We start from the raw sequence: 18,294 nt of genomic DNA on the forward strand, positions 1-18,294 counted from the left end.
TAAGACTTTTTTAGTTGAAAATTGAAAATTGAAAGCTTATTTAGTTGACAGTTGACAATTGACAGTTGACAGTTGACAGTTGGCTGCGCTATCACGCTGCACAGTACTTCTCCCCTCTCCATTCTCCCCTCTCCCTTCTAAAACGGGTATCCGATTGCAAAGTGCAGCCCCAACTGTTTCCAGAATGCACCTCTGACATTGTAATATCCGGATTTCCCGGTATCATACGGATCATGTAGAGGGACTCCGCAATCAAGGCGGAAGATCAGAAAATCAAGGTCATAACGCAATCCGGCACCTGTGCCGAGAGCTACCTGCTTCGGAAATGTTTTGAGACGAAGTTGTGCATCAGGTCGTTCAGGGTCATAACGCATCAGCCACACATTTCCGGCATCCAAAAAGACAGCACCATGCAGGTCTTTATAAATGCGGAAGCGATATTCGATATTTGCTTCGAGACGTATATCCCCGGTCTGGTCAAGATAAGAGAATTCACTCTTCTCAGGATGATAACCACCAGGACCGATGCTACGCACGGTAAAGGCACGGATACTATTGGCACCACCCACATAGAACTGTTCATTATAAGGAGCTACTGTTGAGTTACCATAAGTCCAGAGAACCCCTCCGGCTATGCGGGCAGCAATGGCATTATTACGGTCTAACTTCCAGAGATAACGATAGTCTGTATTCAGTTTAAGAAACTGGGCAAACGGTGCACCTAACAGCTTCTTATTCTTCTCACTAAACGGCTGGCCGAATATACGATAGATACCAGAGGTAATATTACCGGCAGAAGTAAAAGTGGTCTGCCACCAGACAGGGTTGCGTACACTGCGAACCGAAGAGTTATCATATGTGTAGGTGTACTCCATAGCCGGAACAAACTGATCCTGCAAACTGAGTAACAATGCCTTATTCTTTTCTGCAACTTCCTCAAAAGCCGCAGTACGGTGTTGCAACACATTAAACGTCAGGCGGAAAGGAGTCAACGAATGCCGGTTGGTAGGGGTCGGTTGAAAATCATACGTCGCGTTTCCACCAAAAGAGAGTAACTTGTAATACTTCGCCCGGTTCATCTGATCGGCATACAACTTAAAGGTAGTAGAAGCCGGGAAGTCATACTCACGACCGCCAAACCGGGGGAACACTACACGCGGAAACATAAGGGAAGTTGAAGCTCCCATCTCCCAGCTGTTCAATAAAGAAGAACCTTTGCCTCCTCCGGTTTGCCATTCATAGGCACCTTTCAATTTTACATTCCAGGTTTCACCACCCCCAAACACATTGTTACGGGTGACGGAAAAAGAAGCTCCCGGGCCTGTCTGATCATTACTCTTTGTAGTAACATTCAGTTCCAATTCCGCATCCAGCGGTTTGTCAAACGTAGCTTGCAGATTGACATCCAGTGTATCACAAGCCGCCGTTGTATCTCGTGGTGTATATTGTATATCCATGTAGCGGAAAATTCCCAACTGAGCCAGTTTTTCTTGTACACGTTGCTGCCGGTACTGACTGTAAAGGCGGCTACGCTGCAATTTGCGCAAAGAATCATTCTTCACATAAGCCTGATAATTCAGCCACCGGTAAAGCATATTGGGACGTACCTGCATCTTCTTATAATAATGTATCTTCATGCCCCGGTAGTCCATACTGTCATTCGGTTGTTCCCCATTTTTGCCTATCAGGTAGACGGTTTTATTTCCTACATAATACGGACGTTGTGCAGCTGCAGGCAGACCCGGTACAGGAATAAGCCGTAAACTGACATGCCCCCCGGGCACAAGTGTAGTATCTGCCTGATAAGTCATATAATCAGGACGGAAATAGAAATATCCCAGATTACGCAACAAAGTACTGATACGATTGCGCTCTTCGTCCAGATCGCTTACATTAAACTGCTCACCCGGAGTAAGTAATGAACGGCGGCGCCCCCGCTCCATAATACGAAGGGTCTGTGGTGTGAAGCGACCATAATATACCGTATCAATAAAATAGGGATCACGCATCTCCACCGTATACTCCACTCTTGCTTTGAGGCTATCCTTCGGATTGACAATGGTTTGTTGCGTCACTTTCCCATTGAAATAGCCATAATCATGCAGCAAATTGGTAGCTACCTTAACACGAATATCCGGGTTCACAGTAGAGATAAATACCGGTTTTGCCGCAAAACGATTGAATATCCATTTACCAAAGCCCTTCTCGTACTTCACAAAGTCATTATACACCCACATGCCGAAGGGGATAGGCAGAATACCAAATAACTTCGTTGACGGACTTTTATCCAATGCAGCCGTAACCTCACTGATAGCCGTTTCACCCACAGGAGTGGTAGAAGCATCTTTAAAGATATTTTTATTTCCCGTATACAGCACTTCGCCTTCGGGCAAATGTTTTGTAGTGGAACAGCTGAATAATGTGCCAATAAGGAAATATGCCAATATGCCAATAAAAAATAGAGATATTCCTCGTTTGCCGGTTATTCTTACTATTTTCATTTCTTCTTCTTTTTAAAAATAAACAATTCACTCAGACGGTCCATCTTCTTACGAAGCACAAGGCCAACGCCAGTCTCAGTAATCTCACCTTCAAAGACACTTTCATAGTTCTTGTTGTGGAACAGACGGATATAACGTGTCCCCGACTGATCCAGGCGATACTCTAAAGAGATGTTGTCAATAAACGATTCTACATCATTGGTAGCATTAGCTCCGGTAGAGACTTTACCTCCCAGCACAATCTGGAAACGATCGTTAAAGAGACGTTGTGAGTAACGGAAACTATAATCCGTCCGCTTACCGCCCGCATCCGAATCATCATGGTCTTCGACACCGAACGACAGGCTGGCATTCTTCATATTTCCGGTAAGAGCATTAATCTGGCTGGCAAGTACCGAGTTCAGGGCAGCTCCCATATTCAGGTTCATACCACCGCCACTACCCGAATCGGCAAGGAATATACCTGTAGCCAACATTGCCACGGCCTGTTTACTACGTTCGTCCGGCCCCATTCCCGCCAATTGATTTTGTACCGAAGCATCATCGGGTGCATCAATCTCAAAAGCCAATGAAAGATTGTCGAGGCGATTCTTCACAACAATAGAAATGTCAAAGTTCACCATTCGCGACGTACCATCCTCCTGCGATACAGAAGCCCGCATACGCTCCGTAGCCCGGAAGTTCAGTAAAGGATCCATCGGATTACCCGTCCAGTCCACATAGCTTCCGTTCTGTATCTGGAACTCTTTCAACGGAATAACCGGAAGAGCATATTTCATCATTCCCCCGGTAAGGGTATAACGCCCGGTAAGGGTCAGATCTCCTTGTGGTGTATATTGCAAAGACAAATCACCTCCACCTTCCAGCTCAACACGGCTGCTACGGTCTGCACTCAAATCGGCCTTCAAGCGGACAGCCGGATCGATGTGTACAGTCATAATCATATCCAGTCCACCCAAAGAAAGAGTCGGCACCTCTTCTTTATTTAAAGAAGTGGTATCTGCAAACGAGGTGAAAGTCACCAGATCACTCAACCGGTCCTGTACGGTGAGCGGAGAGTCAGTAAGTACATAGGTAACATCCGTATTGCCCAGCAAATTCACATTACCACGCATCATTAGTGCTTCCAACGGGCCGCGGACCGTGGCATCAAGGTCAACAAAGACCTTACCATAGACCATACTTTCCTTCGTCCGTTTGGCATTGAGCAATGTATAGTTCTCAGCAAACAGTTTCAGGTTTGCCATCGGACGACTCATATCGCGAAAGTCAACATAACCGTCAATACTGAACGGATTTTTACTGGTGGTATAAATAGCAAATTTATCAAACACGATGCGATTATTCTGTACTTGTATCGGACGGTTATCAAATGTAAACCGGGCATCTGCCTGACGTGCATAGACAGAAACACTATCCAGTGACAATCCGCCGTTTATCAACGGAGTGTCAGTATATCCTGTAATATGCAAATCACCATCCATATCACCGGAGAGAGTTACCACCTGATCGGGTACAAACACATTGGCAATCGTAAGCGGGAAATGCTCAAGCGTGGAATTCACCACAATACTGTCTTTCCCGGAAATCGTAGGATACAACGCTCCGTCAGCAACCATAATCTCCGTACCTTCATGTGTCAGGTACGTATTCACATACTGTTTGCCAGCCTCACCCGGAAGCCAGGTAGCTCCCAAAGAAACATCACCGATACGTTGGCGCTCGTAAGTCAGCTCATCAATGCTGGCTTCAGCAGAGAGCTCCAGAGAGTTTTCCGTTTGTATATAGTGGGCTTCGGCAGAAAGCAGTCCGGTAATATCGGGCATATAGGGCAAGATACTAAACAGTTCATCCAACCGGATACGGCGCAACTCGACATCCATATTCTGCAACGAAACCGTATCACTTGGCAGAGACTGCATCCGGATTCCCATCCCTTCATTATCCTGCATATCTACATTGGCATAAACACGCATATTATTGTGCAGATAAATCCAGTTGTGATGCTCCTCAAAGCGAAACTTATGGAAAGCAATGACAGGCTCCTCCGGTATCAGGGTCAGGGCAATTCCATTTCCCTTACCACGACCACCATAAAGAGGCTTGGCGTTGACTCCAAAAAGTAATCCGGTTTTTCCCTTATCATTAATATACTGTGCAGTCAATTCGGCATCCTTATCACGGATTTCTCCTGTAAGAATCGATTTAAAAGAGATCTGCGGATTCTTTGGCCCATTGATTACTCCACCATGCAGACTGATGCGGCTTGTGTCTTGCTTCAAAGTGAGGAAAATAGTATCAAGCTGCAAAGTATCTATCTTGAGTGCATGAAGAGAAGCCTTGCCATTAATTCCCCAATCGGGCGCACAGCCTATTTTAACAGAAGCATCTTGGTACGATATTTTCTGTGTGGCAAGATACCATGCCATCGGATTATTGCGTCCTGCCGAGAAAGAAAAGATTGCGGTAGGCAATGCTTTACGCAACTCTGCATGATTCAGTTCTTTATTATCCAGTTGCCTCATCAGTATATCGGCAAAGTGGGTAGACTGGCGAATCAAAGGTTCTAATCCGGCACGGGCACTAAGGTTCAGCTTCAAGTCGCCGGAAGTAAGATGGGTAAATACACGCTCTTTACGAACTTCTCCGGTAAACTGGAAGGCCAGTACTTTCTCCTTCCCTAAACTGACGCCCACCAGTTTTTCAGTGTCGAGCGAAGTAACATCCAGTTCTACTTTTCCATCCGGATAACGGTGGGCAAGATGATATTCCGCATCGGCTTTCATCTTCAACAAGGCATTGTCACTGGTCAACTGTGCCGTAGCAACTGCATTCTTAACTGCTCCCGAAAGTTCAATACCGGAAATCCGATAATCGGCATAATGCAGTTTATCAATAGATGCATTGACTGTAGCAACCGAACGATAAGAGGTAAAGTCGAGCCCACGCCCACGGGCAGAGAGGGAAGTGGTCAGTTCATAAATAGAATCATGCGGAAGGAAATGATTCACCTGCAGATCTTCAATCTTCAAATCGGCACTGTATACTTCGGTATTTGTATTAAGATTGGCAGTAAGATTCAACCTGCCTTCTTTTTCTTTCAGTTGCAAACGGGCATCGTATTCAGGTCCCTCCATACCTAAACGGGCATCGAGCAACATACTGTCCGGAATAACCAAAGGTGCTCCGGGCTTCATGTCTGCCAGCGCTGTCAGGAAGTTAAGGTTTCCGGTTCGCATCTTCAGGTCAATAGCAGCAGAACGAGTGACACTATCCATCAAATTATATAACTCTCCACCACCATCCAGAGAGAAAGCACCGGGCAGATCAATCTTAAAACGGGAAATCTGCATTGATTTCAGGTTTCCCTCTGTGCCCGCCTGAACAACAAGGGGCCGGAAGGGATAGGCATCCTTGAATGCATCGGGTAGTCCGCCGGCAAACAAAAGCACATCTTGTTTACCAATAAGAGCATTGAAACGCGCAGTCAGACGTCCTGTAGTAGGAATATTTACCAGCTCCCAATATGTCTGGGCAGTCAGGTTCATTTCCGAATGGGGAGTAAGTAAGCGGAAATAAGGCACACGGATCAGTGTACTATCAGCAAAGACGCGTCCCGTAAGAGAAGTTACACTGAGTCCGGAACGCTCATTCATGGAGAATTCACGAATGACTGCGTTCATATTACGTCCCTGATAGAGAACAGAGTCAATCCCGATACGGATATCACGCAAGGCAATGTGTGAAGGGTCAAAACCCTCGGCAGGCAAAGCATTCCCCGTATCATAATTGACCGAAGCTCCTGTCAGCAGAAAGGACCGCAAACCATAAAACTGCTGTTTAAGGTCGGCAGACACATCATTGACAGTTACCTCACCCACATGGGCAGCCATACGCATGGAATCAGCAGGAAGTTGCATGCTGAAAGAGACATTCTTCAGATTAAGTGCATGAAGATTTACTTTCCAGTTGACAGGAGCCGAAGCGGTGTCCGGCTTCTCCGTAGTAGTGGTATCTGTAAGAATAAGTCCGATATGGGTATCGGAAAGCTCTGCACGATTTATAACAGCTAACTCATTGCCAAGATCTACCCCATGGCTTTCGAGAAAGAAGCGCCCCAATACACCACGAATCTGCATACCTTCTATCAGATTGGCCGAATTGACAGCTACGCGCTGAATAGTGATATCATCCACTTCTATTTTTCCTTTGAACAAAGGCATAGCCTGCACATGCACATTAAGACTGGCCAATGTGAGTAACGTGTCCGGAGCCTGTACGACCTCTACATCCCGTACTAACAAGTTTAATGGGAAACGGAGATCAATACGTCCGACATTGATTTGCATACCGGTAGCCTGAGATGCATATACAGTGGCCTGCTTCCGTAGAAAATTCTGTACGGGAGGCACATAAAGCAGTATCATTAGTACTACAAAAAGTAGTATAGGAGTGAGTATAACCCAACTCACCCATTTTATCCATTTTCGTTTCATCAAGCGTGTTTCAATACTTTAAAGAGATACAAAGTAAACAAATAAATCCGGGAAAAAGATTTAGGAGTTCAATAAATACTTCCTTGCTTCCTCTACAACCAACCGTAGTAAAGGCAATACAGCCTCTGTTTTTTGTTTCACTTCATCAGAAATGTTATCATCGCGCCGAGCTTCCAGCCAGGACAATAACGGCAGTATATTTCCTGCCCCTATCAAAGTCAGCAACGGAAGCAATTTATGCGACATACCAGCAATACCAGCCATATCTTCATCATCCAATGCCTTCTCCATCCGACCAATATTTTTCTCTGTTTCTTCTATAAAGGAAGAGATAATAGAACGTGTAGCCTCCGGTTCGTATTCAGTAAAGGCGGCAAGAGCTTTGAAATTCAGAGAATTGACAGTTAGAGAATTGACAGTTGACAATTGACAATTGACAGTGGGCTGCGCTCCTGTACTGCATACTAATGGCTCCTCCTTCACTGTCAATTGTCCACTGTCAACTCTCAACTGTCCACTCTCAACTGTCAATTGTCCACTGTCAACTGTCAATTGAATAAGCTCTTTCACCGTAAATGGTTTATGCAGACAGCCGGCAAAACCATGTTCCAGAAACTCGGCTTCATTCATATCGCTGCGGGCCGTAACGGCTATAATCGGAATTGTTTTTGCTTGGGGAATATTGGAAGCACGAAGTAGTTTCAACAGATCAAAACCGTTAATAGCAGGCATCTGGACATCTGTAAGCAATACATCAAAATGATTCTCACGAAGTTGCTCTGTCAACTCGTCAAGTTGCTCGCAACAAGTAGCATGAATGCCCTGCTGCTCAAGCATGGCAGCAGTGAGTGTCAACTGTATTTTATCATCATCGATAAGAAGAATATTTGCCGCAGGAACCGGAAGCTGTGTTCCTTCATCCTCTTCGGCAGCAGGAACAGTATTCGTATTATTTATTACAGATTGCTTTTTGTCTTTATAGTCTGATACAGCTTTACCTACCGGGTATAATGGCAAAATCACTGTAAATGTGCTCCCCTCACCTACTACACTCCGCACATCAATTGTACCTTCAAGCAAAGTAACCAATTTGTGCACAATAGAAAGTCCAAGTCCAAAACCTTCTTCACCTTGAGCACCGGGCAGTCGGGTAAACTCCTGAAAAATACGTTCCCGGTCTTTGGCAGCCATCCCCTTACCGGTATCCGTTACATCAATGTGCAAACGAGACGAAGAATAACTTACCGAAAGCGTGATCTCTCCTTTGGAAGTAAACTTCACAGCATTGGAAAGCAGGTTGTTCACAATCTGACGAATGCGAAGCGGATCACTGATAAAATGCTCATCAAGTTCTGGAGCTATCTTACAACGAAGCACAAGTCCTTTGGCTGCAGTAAGAGGTTCAAAGCTAATGCGAATTTCTTCAAAAAGCTGTGAGGGATTGAAAGTAACGCGGTTGACTTCCGCTTTATTCAAGTCGAGACGATGGAAATCGAGCAAGTCACTGACCAGTTTCAACAGATGTTGTGAAGAGCTCTTCATATTATCCAAATAGAAGCGCTGACGTTCATCTTCCGTAAGACGAACCAGCAAATCAGTATAGCCTATGATAGATCCAAGAGGTGCCTTAAAATCGTGGGTAATAGCAAGCATTAATTTTTCACGGGCCTCCAGCAGATCTTCGGCACGACGGTTCGCGTCTTCCAACTCCGCCCGATAACGATTACTTCGAGTTATATCTCTCCAGATCAATATAAGAAAAAAGGCAGAAAGTAACACGGCACCTACAGCAATTCCTCCAATGGTACGGGCAGAACGCTGACGAATATCCTGCTCCTTCTGGGCATTGAGTTGTGCACGTAACACAACATTTTGTTCATACTCTTTCACCAGACTATCAATACGGGCCGTCAGTTGTGTATCAAGACGTCGGAATTGCACATTTCTCCGCCGGATAGTAGTTTTCTTCTTTGCCCGCTTCTGCTCGCTGGCGGTACGAATCTTCTGATGCAATGAATCAGCAGGATTATAAGCTTCAAGAATCGTATCGGTAGCAAACTCTTGTGAGGTGTTTACCAATACAGCAGTATCTTGTTTGGAGGGAACAAAAGCCTCGGCCAGCCTCTTAAAAAAACCTTTCTTCTTAGGTTTTGTAATAAGAGAATCACGGGTGGTAATTACGCGATGTTGTACACGCTGTTGAATAACAACCGAATCCTGTTCAGCGATGATTTCTTCAATCTCCCTGGCGGACAGAAGACTATCATTAGCCTCACTCAACACACGAAGCATCCGGATCGTATTCTGATCTTTTTCACGCAACAGCACCAACAAACTATCTGTCATCAGACTTTGTTGATCGTCCGAAGCCGAAAGAGTCTCCATCTCCCGGTGAACAAACACAAGAGAAAAGAGTAATATCGCCAACAGAAGAGAGTATCCAATGGCAATCTTTACTTTGGTAAAACGTGAAGGAGTCATAGGCAAAATGTTATAAGGTTATAGAGTTGTAAAGTTATAAGGTTGTAAGGTTATGGAGTATAGGGATACGATGTTATTAGATTAGGTTATCAAGCTCGCAAAATATAACATTATAGCATTATAACCTTATAACCCTATAACTTTACAACTTTTCTTTCGTTTTATAGTAGAATCGCCACCACAGCATGATACCCGCACTGGTCAATCCAAAAGGAAAAGCCATCCACACCCCGGTAATCCCCCAGTTAAGAACGAATCCACAGAAATAACCCACCGGCAAAGATATCACAAAATAGGCAATAAAAGCTATGAGCATCATCGGTTTCACATCCGAAATACCACGCAAAGCATTGGCAAAGTTTATCTGCATGCCATCACCAAGCTGATAAACTAGCATTGGAATAATCAGCATTACTACCATAGCAGACACCTCTTCATTGTCTGTGAACCATCCTCCCAGATAATTGCGGCATAGAAATACAATGCTTCCCAATACCACCGCCATTACCATAATCAACTGAAAACCGGCATAAGCAGAACGACGCACATTAACAATATCATCCTGTCCCTTAAAATTGCTGACACGTACCGCAACAGCAGCTCCCATGCCGTAGAACATCATAAACGTAAATTGAGAAATAGCACACATTATCTGATGTGAAGCCAACGCAATGGTGCCCAGCCAACCTATCATCACCGCACTTAAACTAAAAGAGGCTGTCTCCATTCCCATTTGAAAAGCAACAGGCCAGCCCAAAGCATTGAGACGGATAAACATTGGCCGTGACCACCCTAAACGGAAGAACCCTACTTTATAGCGCAGGAAACGACGACTATTGAAAAATATCACAGCAAATACAATCACCATGACAATACGAGAAAACAAAGTGCTGATACCTGCCCCTAATAATCCTAATTCCGGGAAACCAATCAACCCGTTAATCAGGATATAGTTCCCGATAATATTCAGAACATTACCACCCAACAATATCCACATCGCGGTTTTAGTATCGGTAATACCATCCGTAAACTGCTTAAAGCCATTGAATAGTAAGACAAATACAAGAGAAATGAGCAATACTATGTAATAGGGCTTAATCAGTGGAAGTAATTCTTCCGGCTGCCCCAACCGTTCTACATTCAAAAACAAAATCCCCATTATCAGTGTCAGCAACAAGCCAACAAGCAGATTTGCCAGCAGGCTACAGCGTAAAGCCTGACCAACAAGTGCGAATTTCTTATTTCCATATAGACTTCCCACAATGGGGGTCAATCCATAGGAAAAACCTGTACTGAAAATAATAGCCAGGTTAAATACATTATTTACAAAAGAGGCAGCGCCTAATTCGCTGGTGCTATGATGACCGATCATCAGCGTGTCAGCAAATCCAAGGATAATAACTCCCAGCTGTCCGATGACGATAGGCAATCCCAAGAGAAACAACGCTTTGTAATGCCCCTTGTAGGTTTCATAGAAGTTTCTTAATCTCATGAAAGTAGTGATTAGTGATAAGTGATGAGTAGTTAGTGATGAGTGAGTAGTGAGTTAGTGATAAGTGAGTAGAAAAAAGTATGGATATTAAAGGAACCTATAGCGCAGCCCGCTAATCACTCATCACTACTCACTTATCACTAACTCACTTACTCACTACTTACAATTTTTAATACCACTCCATTAGCCTTGTCAAAAGCTGTTTGTGCTACAGTTTGTAATTGTCCGGCAGTCACAGCCCGATAACGCTCTACCTCTTTTTCCATATCTTCAGCCACTCCATTCAGCTCGAACCAGGCAAGATTAGTAGCGACATTCAGATAATTGATATTACCGAATATCTGAGTAGACTCAAATTTATTCTTTACCTTTTCCAGCTCTTGTGCAGCGATCGCTTCATTCTGTAAGATCTTTAACTCTTCACGCACAGCAGCTTCTGCCTCTTCCAATGACACACCCGCCGAAGGTTTACCGGATATGTGAAACAATCCGGCATCTATCGAGCCCGAAATAGATGCGTCAATACTGGAAAACAACTGCTTCTCCTGTACCAGATGTTGATTCAGACGACTGGAACGGCCATTACTCAGAATATCCGACAATATATCAAATGCATAATAGTCAGGATGAGCGCGCTCACACATATGAAATGCCATAAAGAGTGCATCGAGGGGAACATTGCGTTCTACTGTTAAACGGCGCTCTTCTGTTTGTACAGGTTCCTGCGGCAATCGGCGTACCGGAACATCCCTGCGCGGAATAGTTCCAAACCACTTCTCTGTAAGGGCCACCGCCTCTTCAAAGGAGATATTCCCGGTAACGGCAAGCACTGCATTATTAGGCGCATAGAATCGGAAAAAGAAATCTTTCACCTCATCCAATGTAGCATTAGCTATGTGCGACAACTCTTTACCGATAGTAGGCCATTGATAAGGATGCTCTTTATAGGCAAGAGGACGCAACAGATGCCCCACATCGCCGTAAGGCTGATTGAGACAACGTTGTTTAAATTCCTCCATTACCACTCCCCGCTGAACTTCCAGACTACGTTCATTGAAATCAAGACTCAACATGCGGTCAGATTCCAACCAGAAACCTATTTCTACATTCTGGCGGGGAACGGTAAGATAATAATTAGTGATGTCATTATTTGTCCAGGCATTATTTTCTCCGCCGGCAAGTTGAAGCGGAGCATCATAATCGGGGATATTCACTGAACCACCAAACATAAGATGCTCAAAAAGATGAGCAAACCCTGTATGTTCGGGATGTTCGTCCCTTGCTCCTACATTATATAATATATTAAGAGCTACCATCTGGGTACTATCATCCTGTGAATGCACCAGCCTCAGCCCATTGGCTAAAATATGCCTGTTTATCTTTAACATCTTAATCTAATACAGATACTTTAATTATTTTCACATCATCTTCCGGACGGTCACTACGATCAGTCTTCACATTCTGTATCTTGTCTACAATATCCATACCGTCAACGACTTCACCAAACACAGTGTATTCACCATCCAGATGAGGAGTACCACCTACAGTAGTATAAGCTTCTATCTGTTCTTTAGTAAAATGAAATTCCGGCTGCTTAGCAGCTTCTTCCTGAGCCTGTGCAAACAGTTTTTCCTGCAAATCATACAATCCATCCTCATCATTGGCTTTACGCATCTTATAAATCTCTTTCATATGTTTCTGCGCCAATGCATTAAAAATATTAGTCAGTTTGTTTTCGTTCATCTGTTGCTCCATACCCAGTAAAGTAGAATCATTGTAAACCTTTCCGGTTACAATATAGAACTGACAACCGGACGACTCCTTATTCGGATTTACATTGTCCCCTTGACGAGCTGCTGATAAAGCACCTTTCTTATGGAAATATTTCGGATAAACAAACTCAGCCGGAATGGTATACCCAACATCACCGGCACCCAGCATTTTACCTTTCGGAGCATTCTTTGAATCCGGGTCACCGGCCTGCACCATAAAATCTTTGATCACACGGTGAAACAGTGTACCGTTGTACATACCTTCTTTAGCCAGTTTAATAAAATTATCTCTGTGTTTCGGAGTCTCATTGTAAAGTTTCACCTTAATATCTCCAAGCGAAGTTTCAATCTTCAACATTGTTTCTTTCTGATTTTCCATATCTACATTTTTCTTTTGACCTGGTTTACAAGAAGCTACAGCTCCACAAACCAATATTGTTAATAGTATCAATAAATTCCTTTTCATAACGCTTTCAATTAATTTAAGTTTGCAAATATACGATTTTCGTATAAAACCTCTTACCTTTGTAACTCACAAAATGGCTAAAGATAATATCATGAAATCCATATTAATAGTTGAAGATGATATAACCTTCGGCATGATGCTGAAAACCTGGTTAGGGAAAAAAGGATTTGAGGTGGACTCGACAAGTAACATTGCCCGGGCAAAGAGATGTATCGAAGCACAAATGCCTGACTTAATTCTCTCCGATCTCCGTCTTCCCGATCAGGACGGCATCCATTTATTAAAATGGATGAATGAACAGCATATGGATATCCCATTGATTATCATGACCGGATATGCAGATATACAGTCGGCAGTCCAGGCCATCAAACTGGGTGCACGAGACTATATAGCCAAACCGGTAAACCCGGAAGAACTTCTCAAAAAAATGTCCGAAGCCTTACAAGGCAAAGAAAACGGAAAACCGGTATCCGACAAACAACCATCTGCTCAAAAACAGCACTCAGTTACTTCTGACAAAAGGCATGCTTACCTGGAAGGTGAAAGTGATGCCGCCAAACAATTATATAATTATGTGGGACTGGTGGCACCAACCAATATGTCTGTCCTTATTAATGGTGCCAGCGGAACGGGAAAGGAGTATATAGCCCATCGTATCCATCAACTCAGTAAACGAGCTGATAAACCTTTTATAGCCATTGACTGCGGCTCCATTCCCAAAGAACTGGCGGCTTCGGAGTTTTTTGGTCATATAAAAGGTTCTTTTACCGGTGCACTAACAGACAAGACCGGTGCTTTCGTAGCCGCCAATGGCGGTACAATTTTCCTTGATGAGATAGGAAACCTCAGCTACGAGGTACAGATACAGTTGCTTCGTGCTCTTCAGGAACGCAGAATACGCCCATTAGGATCTACACAGGAAGTTACAGTAGATATCCGCCTCGTTTCTGCCACCAATGAAAATCTGGAATCAGCGATAGAAAAAGGAACTTTCCGCCAGGACCTATACCATCGTATCAATGAGTTTACGTTACGAATGCCAACTCTTAAAGAACGTGGAGAAGATATTTTATTATTCGCCAATTTCTTTCTCGATCAGGCCAACCGGGAGTTAGATAAACAACTGATCGGATTCGATGCCAAAGCCTCACGCATGTTACTCGATTATCATTGGCCGGGTAATTTACGGCAGATGAAAAACATTATCAAGCGGGCAACTTTACTTGCACAAGGTAGTTTCATTACTCCTGTTGAGTTAGGTGCAGATTTACTTGAAACGCCTTCTACTCCGTCTAATATTTCTTTAAAGAATGAAGAAACAGAAAAAGAACATATCCTCGAAGCACTAAGACAGACAGGTAATAACAAAAGTAAAGCAGCACAAATGCTGGACATTGACAGAAAAACACTCTATAATAAACTAAAACTTTACGGGATCGATTTATAGAAAAAAGGTGTGGATTATTTCCACACCTTTTTTCTACACCCTCCACACATTTCCACACTTCTCTACACACGTCAAAAGGCGGAATAAACAAATAAACTCCTATATACAAGACATTTACAAGAACATATATATTTTTGGCACATCCTTTGAACTTATATAACCGTAAGCGTTCAATAACAAAGTCCAACGATATAAATAACTTAAAAATATATAGTCATGAAAAAATTAGTATTAGTAGTAGCAATGTTTATGTTTGTTTGTGGTGGTTCAATCTTTGCAATGGCTCAGGATCCTGTTAAGACTCAGCCCGCAACTGAAAAAACAGAAAGCACAGAGGAAACAACAACTTCCGAACCTGCAAAGGAAGAACCCAAAGCTGAAGAGCCCAAAACAGATGTACCTGCCGCAGAAACTCCTGCACAGGATGCTCCGGCAACAGAAGCTCCTGCTGCTGAATAAGATATAAAACCTAACCTACCTTAACACGAGAGAATTGAAATTAATTAAAGATCATCTCTTTAAAGCAAAGAAATTATGAAAAAGTTTGTATTAGTAGTAGCAATGTTTATGTTTGTTTGTGGTGGTTCAGCCTTTGCATTGGCCCAGGATCCTGTTAAGACCCAGCCTGCAACTGAAAAAACAGAAAGTACAGAGGAAACAACAACTTCTGAGCCTGCAAAGGAAGAACCTAAAGCAGAAGAGCCTAAAGCAGAAGAACCGGCCCAAAATGCTCCGGCTACTGACGCCCCCGCTTCAACAGAAACTCCTGCTCAGTCTGCTGAATAATAGTAAGCACACTACCATAAAAAGCCATCCCTGCTTCGTCTATTCCGGGGGTGGCTTTTTTGTATACCCAAAGTATACACTCTTTATACACCAAAGTATACTTGCTTAGGATACTGTATATCATCATTATACACATCATAAAGCCCTATATCTGCTACAAAAACACCCGGATGTTCTGACAGAAAACACCCGGATGTTCTACATCAAAACATCCGGGTGTTTTCAGCAAGAACATGGGGATGTTTTTACTATTAAACCCTTGAATTATCTCTGGTTGAAAGCTATTACTTTGCTACCCGAAAGTGTACTGTTAATAATAAGATAAAGGTAGCAATCTATTGAAGGGATTCGTACAAACGATTATCAGAACATCTCAAACCCATTCCACAAACTTCCTGCAGGAACAGGAGCATCCAACTCTATCAATTCCTTAGACACAGGATGTATAAATTGCACATGCCGTGCATGCAGACAAATACTACCATCGGGATTGGAACGTGGCGAACCATATTTCAAATCCCCCTTTATGGGGCACCCCATCTTAGCAAGCTGGCAACGAATCTGATGATGACGTCCGGTTTTAAGATCAACCTCCAGAAGGAAATAATTCTGTGACCGGCCTATAAGCCGATAGTGAAGAATCGCCTTCTTACTATTAGGTACTTCCTTCTCATAGGCGTAGCTCTTATTCTGCTTCTCATTACGCACCAGGTAATGAACTAATTCGCCTTCCGCTTCCTTCGGAGCATCTTTCACAATAGCCCAATAAGTTTTCTTCACTTCACTGTTTTTGAACATTTCATTCAAACGGGGAAGTGCCTTACTGGTCTTGGCGAAAATAACAAGACCGCTTACGGGGCGATCCAGCCGGTGAGTAACACCGATGAAGACATTGCCAGGCTTTGCATATTTCTCTTTCAAATACTGCTTTACAGTTTCGGAAAGAGACGTATCACCCGTTTTATCTCCCTGAACGATCTCGGAAGCGGCCTTATTGACTACTATAATGTGATTGTCTTCGTATATGACGGTCATACCGAAGAATTACATATTCATACCACCATCTACCTGGATCACCTGACCAGATACATAAGCAGACATATCAGAAGCCAGGAATGTAGCAATGTTAGCCACATCTTCGGGCGTACCACCACGGCGCAAAGGAATCTTCTTTGCCCATTCTGTCTTTACCTCTTCAGACAAAGCAGCAGTCATGTCTGTAATAATAAAGCCCGGAGCAATGGCATTGGCACGGATACCGCGAGAGCCCAATTCCTGTGCAATAGACTTAGCCAAACCAATCATACCTGCTTTTGAAGCAGAATAGTTAGCCTGTCCTGCATTTCCGTGAACACCCACTACAGAAGCCATATTGATAATGCTACCAGCTTTCTGACGCATCATAATCGGTGTACAGGCATGGATAAAGTTGAATGCAGATTTCAAATTGACATTGATAACCATATCCCACTGCTGTTCGCTCATACGCATCATCAAACCGTCACGTGTGATACCTGCATTATTTACCAGAATATCAATACGTCCGAAATCCTTATGAATATCTGCTACTACCTTGGCGGTATCTTCAAAATTAGCAGCATTTGAAGCATATCCTTTAACTTTCACACCCATTGCTTCTATTTCTTTGGCCGTATTTTCAGCATTTTCGTCAATCACAAGATCAGTGAATGCAATATTTGCTCCTTCTGAAGCGAATTTTAAAGCGATAGCCTTACCAATACCACGAGCAGCACCCGTTACAATGGCTGTCTTTCCATCTAATAATCCCATACTAAATTGATTTTAATTAAATTTCTGTTCTATGAAGTGCGCCAAACACAATGTTGGCTACGTATTTTTTCCGGGTTTCCATATCCAGATTGGCTCCTATATGCCCACGGATATAAGGGACTTCTATCCCTTTCACACAATAATGCACCAATGAAGCAGTCATATCAACATCATCGATATGAAAAACTCCTTTATCTTTACCTTCCTGCAATACCCCCTTGAAAAGTACCATCTCCTTTGTATCAAACTTCTTACGCACTTTTTCAACTCTCCATATATCCCGAAAGAAGTTTGCACGCAGTGTTCCATTACGATATACCACCTCTTTTACCGCATCCAACCGTGTATAAATCATCTCAATAATTTTCTTGTCAGGTGAAATATTCTTCTCTGCCACACGTTTCATCATATCCGAGAGTATATCCAACTCAGACTCAACAACAGCCAAATAAATTTCATCCTTACTTTTAAAATAGGTATAGAGGGTTCTCCTGCCTTTTTTTGAAGCGAGGGCAATATCATTCATTGTGGTATTCTCCACTCCCATCTTCGCAAAAAGCTGACGGGCGACGTCTACTAATCTGGCTTTCGTTTTTGATACGGTCATAGGTTATAATTGCACATTGCTGAATAATTTGAGCAAAAGTAATTCTTTTCTTTCTACCCTACAAGAAAAATACGAGATTATTAACATTTGTATATTAATATATGCCAAGAAAAAATCTCTCATATACCTTGTTCATTATCAATACAATAAACGTGTATTGGATTTTTTTTAGAAAAATAATTCAGAAATAATTTGCTTATTCAATCAAAAGCCGTACCTTTGCACTCAGAAAACATCGCGGAGTGGAGCAGTTGGTAGCTCGTTGGGCTCATAACCCAAAGGTCATTCGTTCGAGTCGGATCTCCGCAACTTACAGAAAGAGAAGCAATTGCTTCTCTTTTTTTATACCCGAGAATCACTTCCCGGAAGCGATATAAAGGCTCAGTTGTAATTCTTGGGGGATTAATTTTGTCAATTCCCTTCATGCATATATCTTTGCTAGCCTAAAAAGGAAG

General features: G+C 43.1%; 12 protein-coding genes and 1 tRNA gene. 4 read left to right on the forward strand and 9 right to left on the reverse strand.

Annotated features, from left to right (window positions below):
- Window positions 1–137: 137 nt before the first annotated feature.
- The 6 genes from ACESQI_RS21805 to ACESQI_RS21830 form a co-directional block, all read right to left on the reverse strand.
- Complete coding sequence (locus tag ACESQI_RS21805; RefSeq protein ID WP_007487685.1) at window positions 138–2,501, reverse strand: BamA/TamA family outer membrane protein; 2,364 nt, start codon at window positions 2,499–2,501, stop codon at window positions 138–140.
- A complete protein-coding gene (locus ACESQI_RS21810; RefSeq protein ID WP_256143825.1) occupies window positions 2,498–6,997 on the reverse strand; it encodes a translocation/assembly module TamB domain-containing protein in 4,500 nt (1,499 codons plus the stop codon). Before ACESQI_RS21810 ends, ACESQI_RS21805 begins: the two co-directional genes overlap by 4 nt.
- 60 nt (window positions 6,998–7,057) lie before the next feature.
- The gene (locus ACESQI_RS21815) at window positions 7,058–9,478 is read right to left on the reverse strand and encodes a hybrid sensor histidine kinase/response regulator (RefSeq protein ID WP_373127126.1); all 2,421 of its coding nucleotides are present in this window, start codon (window positions 9,476–9,478) and stop codon (window positions 7,058–7,060) included.
- Window positions 9,479–9,620: 142 nt separating this feature from the next.
- Window positions 9,621–10,970, reverse strand: a complete 1,350-nt coding sequence (locus ACESQI_RS21820) for an MATE family efflux transporter (protein ID WP_373127128.1) — start codon at window positions 10,968–10,970, stop codon at window positions 9,621–9,623.
- Window positions 10,971–11,119: 149 nt separating this feature from the next.
- Window positions 11,120–12,358 carry a pitrilysin family protein gene (locus ACESQI_RS21825; RefSeq protein ID WP_007487690.1) on the reverse strand — a complete coding sequence of 413 codons (1,239 nt, stop codon included), beginning with the start codon at window positions 12,356–12,358 and terminating at the stop codon, window positions 11,120–11,122.
- A gap of 1 nt (window position 12,359) precedes the next feature.
- A complete protein-coding gene (locus ACESQI_RS21830) occupies window positions 12,360–13,208 on the reverse strand; it encodes a peptidylprolyl isomerase (RefSeq protein ID WP_007487691.1) in 849 nt (282 codons plus the stop codon).
- A 91-nt stretch (window positions 13,209–13,299) separates the two neighbouring features.
- On the opposite strand from ACESQI_RS21830, the gene ACESQI_RS21835 reads away from it, so the two are divergent.
- The 3 genes from ACESQI_RS21835 to ACESQI_RS21845 all read left to right on the forward strand — a co-directional run bounded on the left by ACESQI_RS21835 (window position 13,300) and on the right by ACESQI_RS21845 (window position 15,441).
- Complete coding sequence (locus ACESQI_RS21835; protein WP_373127131.1) at window positions 13,300–14,655, forward strand: sigma-54-dependent transcriptional regulator; 1,356 nt, start codon at window positions 13,300–13,302, stop codon at window positions 14,653–14,655.
- 216 nt (window positions 14,656–14,871) lie between these two features.
- Complete coding sequence (locus tag ACESQI_RS21840; protein ID WP_007487693.1) at window positions 14,872–15,114, forward strand: hypothetical protein; 243 nt, start codon at window positions 14,872–14,874, stop codon at window positions 15,112–15,114.
- 75 nt (window positions 15,115–15,189) lie between these two features.
- The gene (locus tag ACESQI_RS21845) at window positions 15,190–15,441 is read left to right on the forward strand and encodes a hypothetical protein (RefSeq protein WP_002562710.1); all 252 of its coding nucleotides are present in this window, start codon (window positions 15,190–15,192) and stop codon (window positions 15,439–15,441) included.
- A gap of 363 nt (window positions 15,442–15,804) precedes the next feature.
- Here ACESQI_RS21845 and ACESQI_RS21850 read toward each other — a convergent pair whose 3' ends face one another.
- Genes ACESQI_RS21850 through ACESQI_RS21860 form a run of 3 tightly spaced genes read right to left on the reverse strand, consistent with a single transcriptional unit; the run spans window position 15,805 to window position 17,839 of the window.
- On the reverse strand, window positions 15,805–16,476 hold the full coding sequence (locus ACESQI_RS21850) for an RluA family pseudouridine synthase (RefSeq protein WP_373127134.1): 672 nt from the start codon (window positions 16,474–16,476) through the stop codon (window positions 15,805–15,807).
- A gap of 9 nt (window positions 16,477–16,485) precedes the next feature.
- Entirely contained in the window at window positions 16,486–17,232 is a 747-nt protein-coding gene (gene fabG, locus ACESQI_RS21855) for a 3-oxoacyl-[acyl-carrier-protein] reductase (RefSeq protein WP_002562712.1), read from the reverse strand.
- Between the two features lie 16 nt (window positions 17,233–17,248).
- Complete coding sequence (locus ACESQI_RS21860; protein WP_002562713.1) at window positions 17,249–17,839, reverse strand: TetR/AcrR family transcriptional regulator; 591 nt, start codon at window positions 17,837–17,839, stop codon at window positions 17,249–17,251.
- 236 nt (window positions 17,840–18,075) lie between these two features.
- Between ACESQI_RS21860 and ACESQI_RS21865 the strand changes: the two genes are divergently transcribed.
- A tRNA-Met gene (locus ACESQI_RS21865) sits at window positions 18,076–18,148 on the forward strand.
- Window positions 18,149–18,294 lie beyond the last annotated feature (146 nt).

The sequence above is a fragment of the Bacteroides sp. HPS0048 genome (assembly GCF_964240755.1).
GTDB classification, from domain to species: Bacteria; Bacteroidota; Bacteroidia; order Bacteroidales; family Bacteroidaceae; genus Bacteroides; species Bacteroides nordii.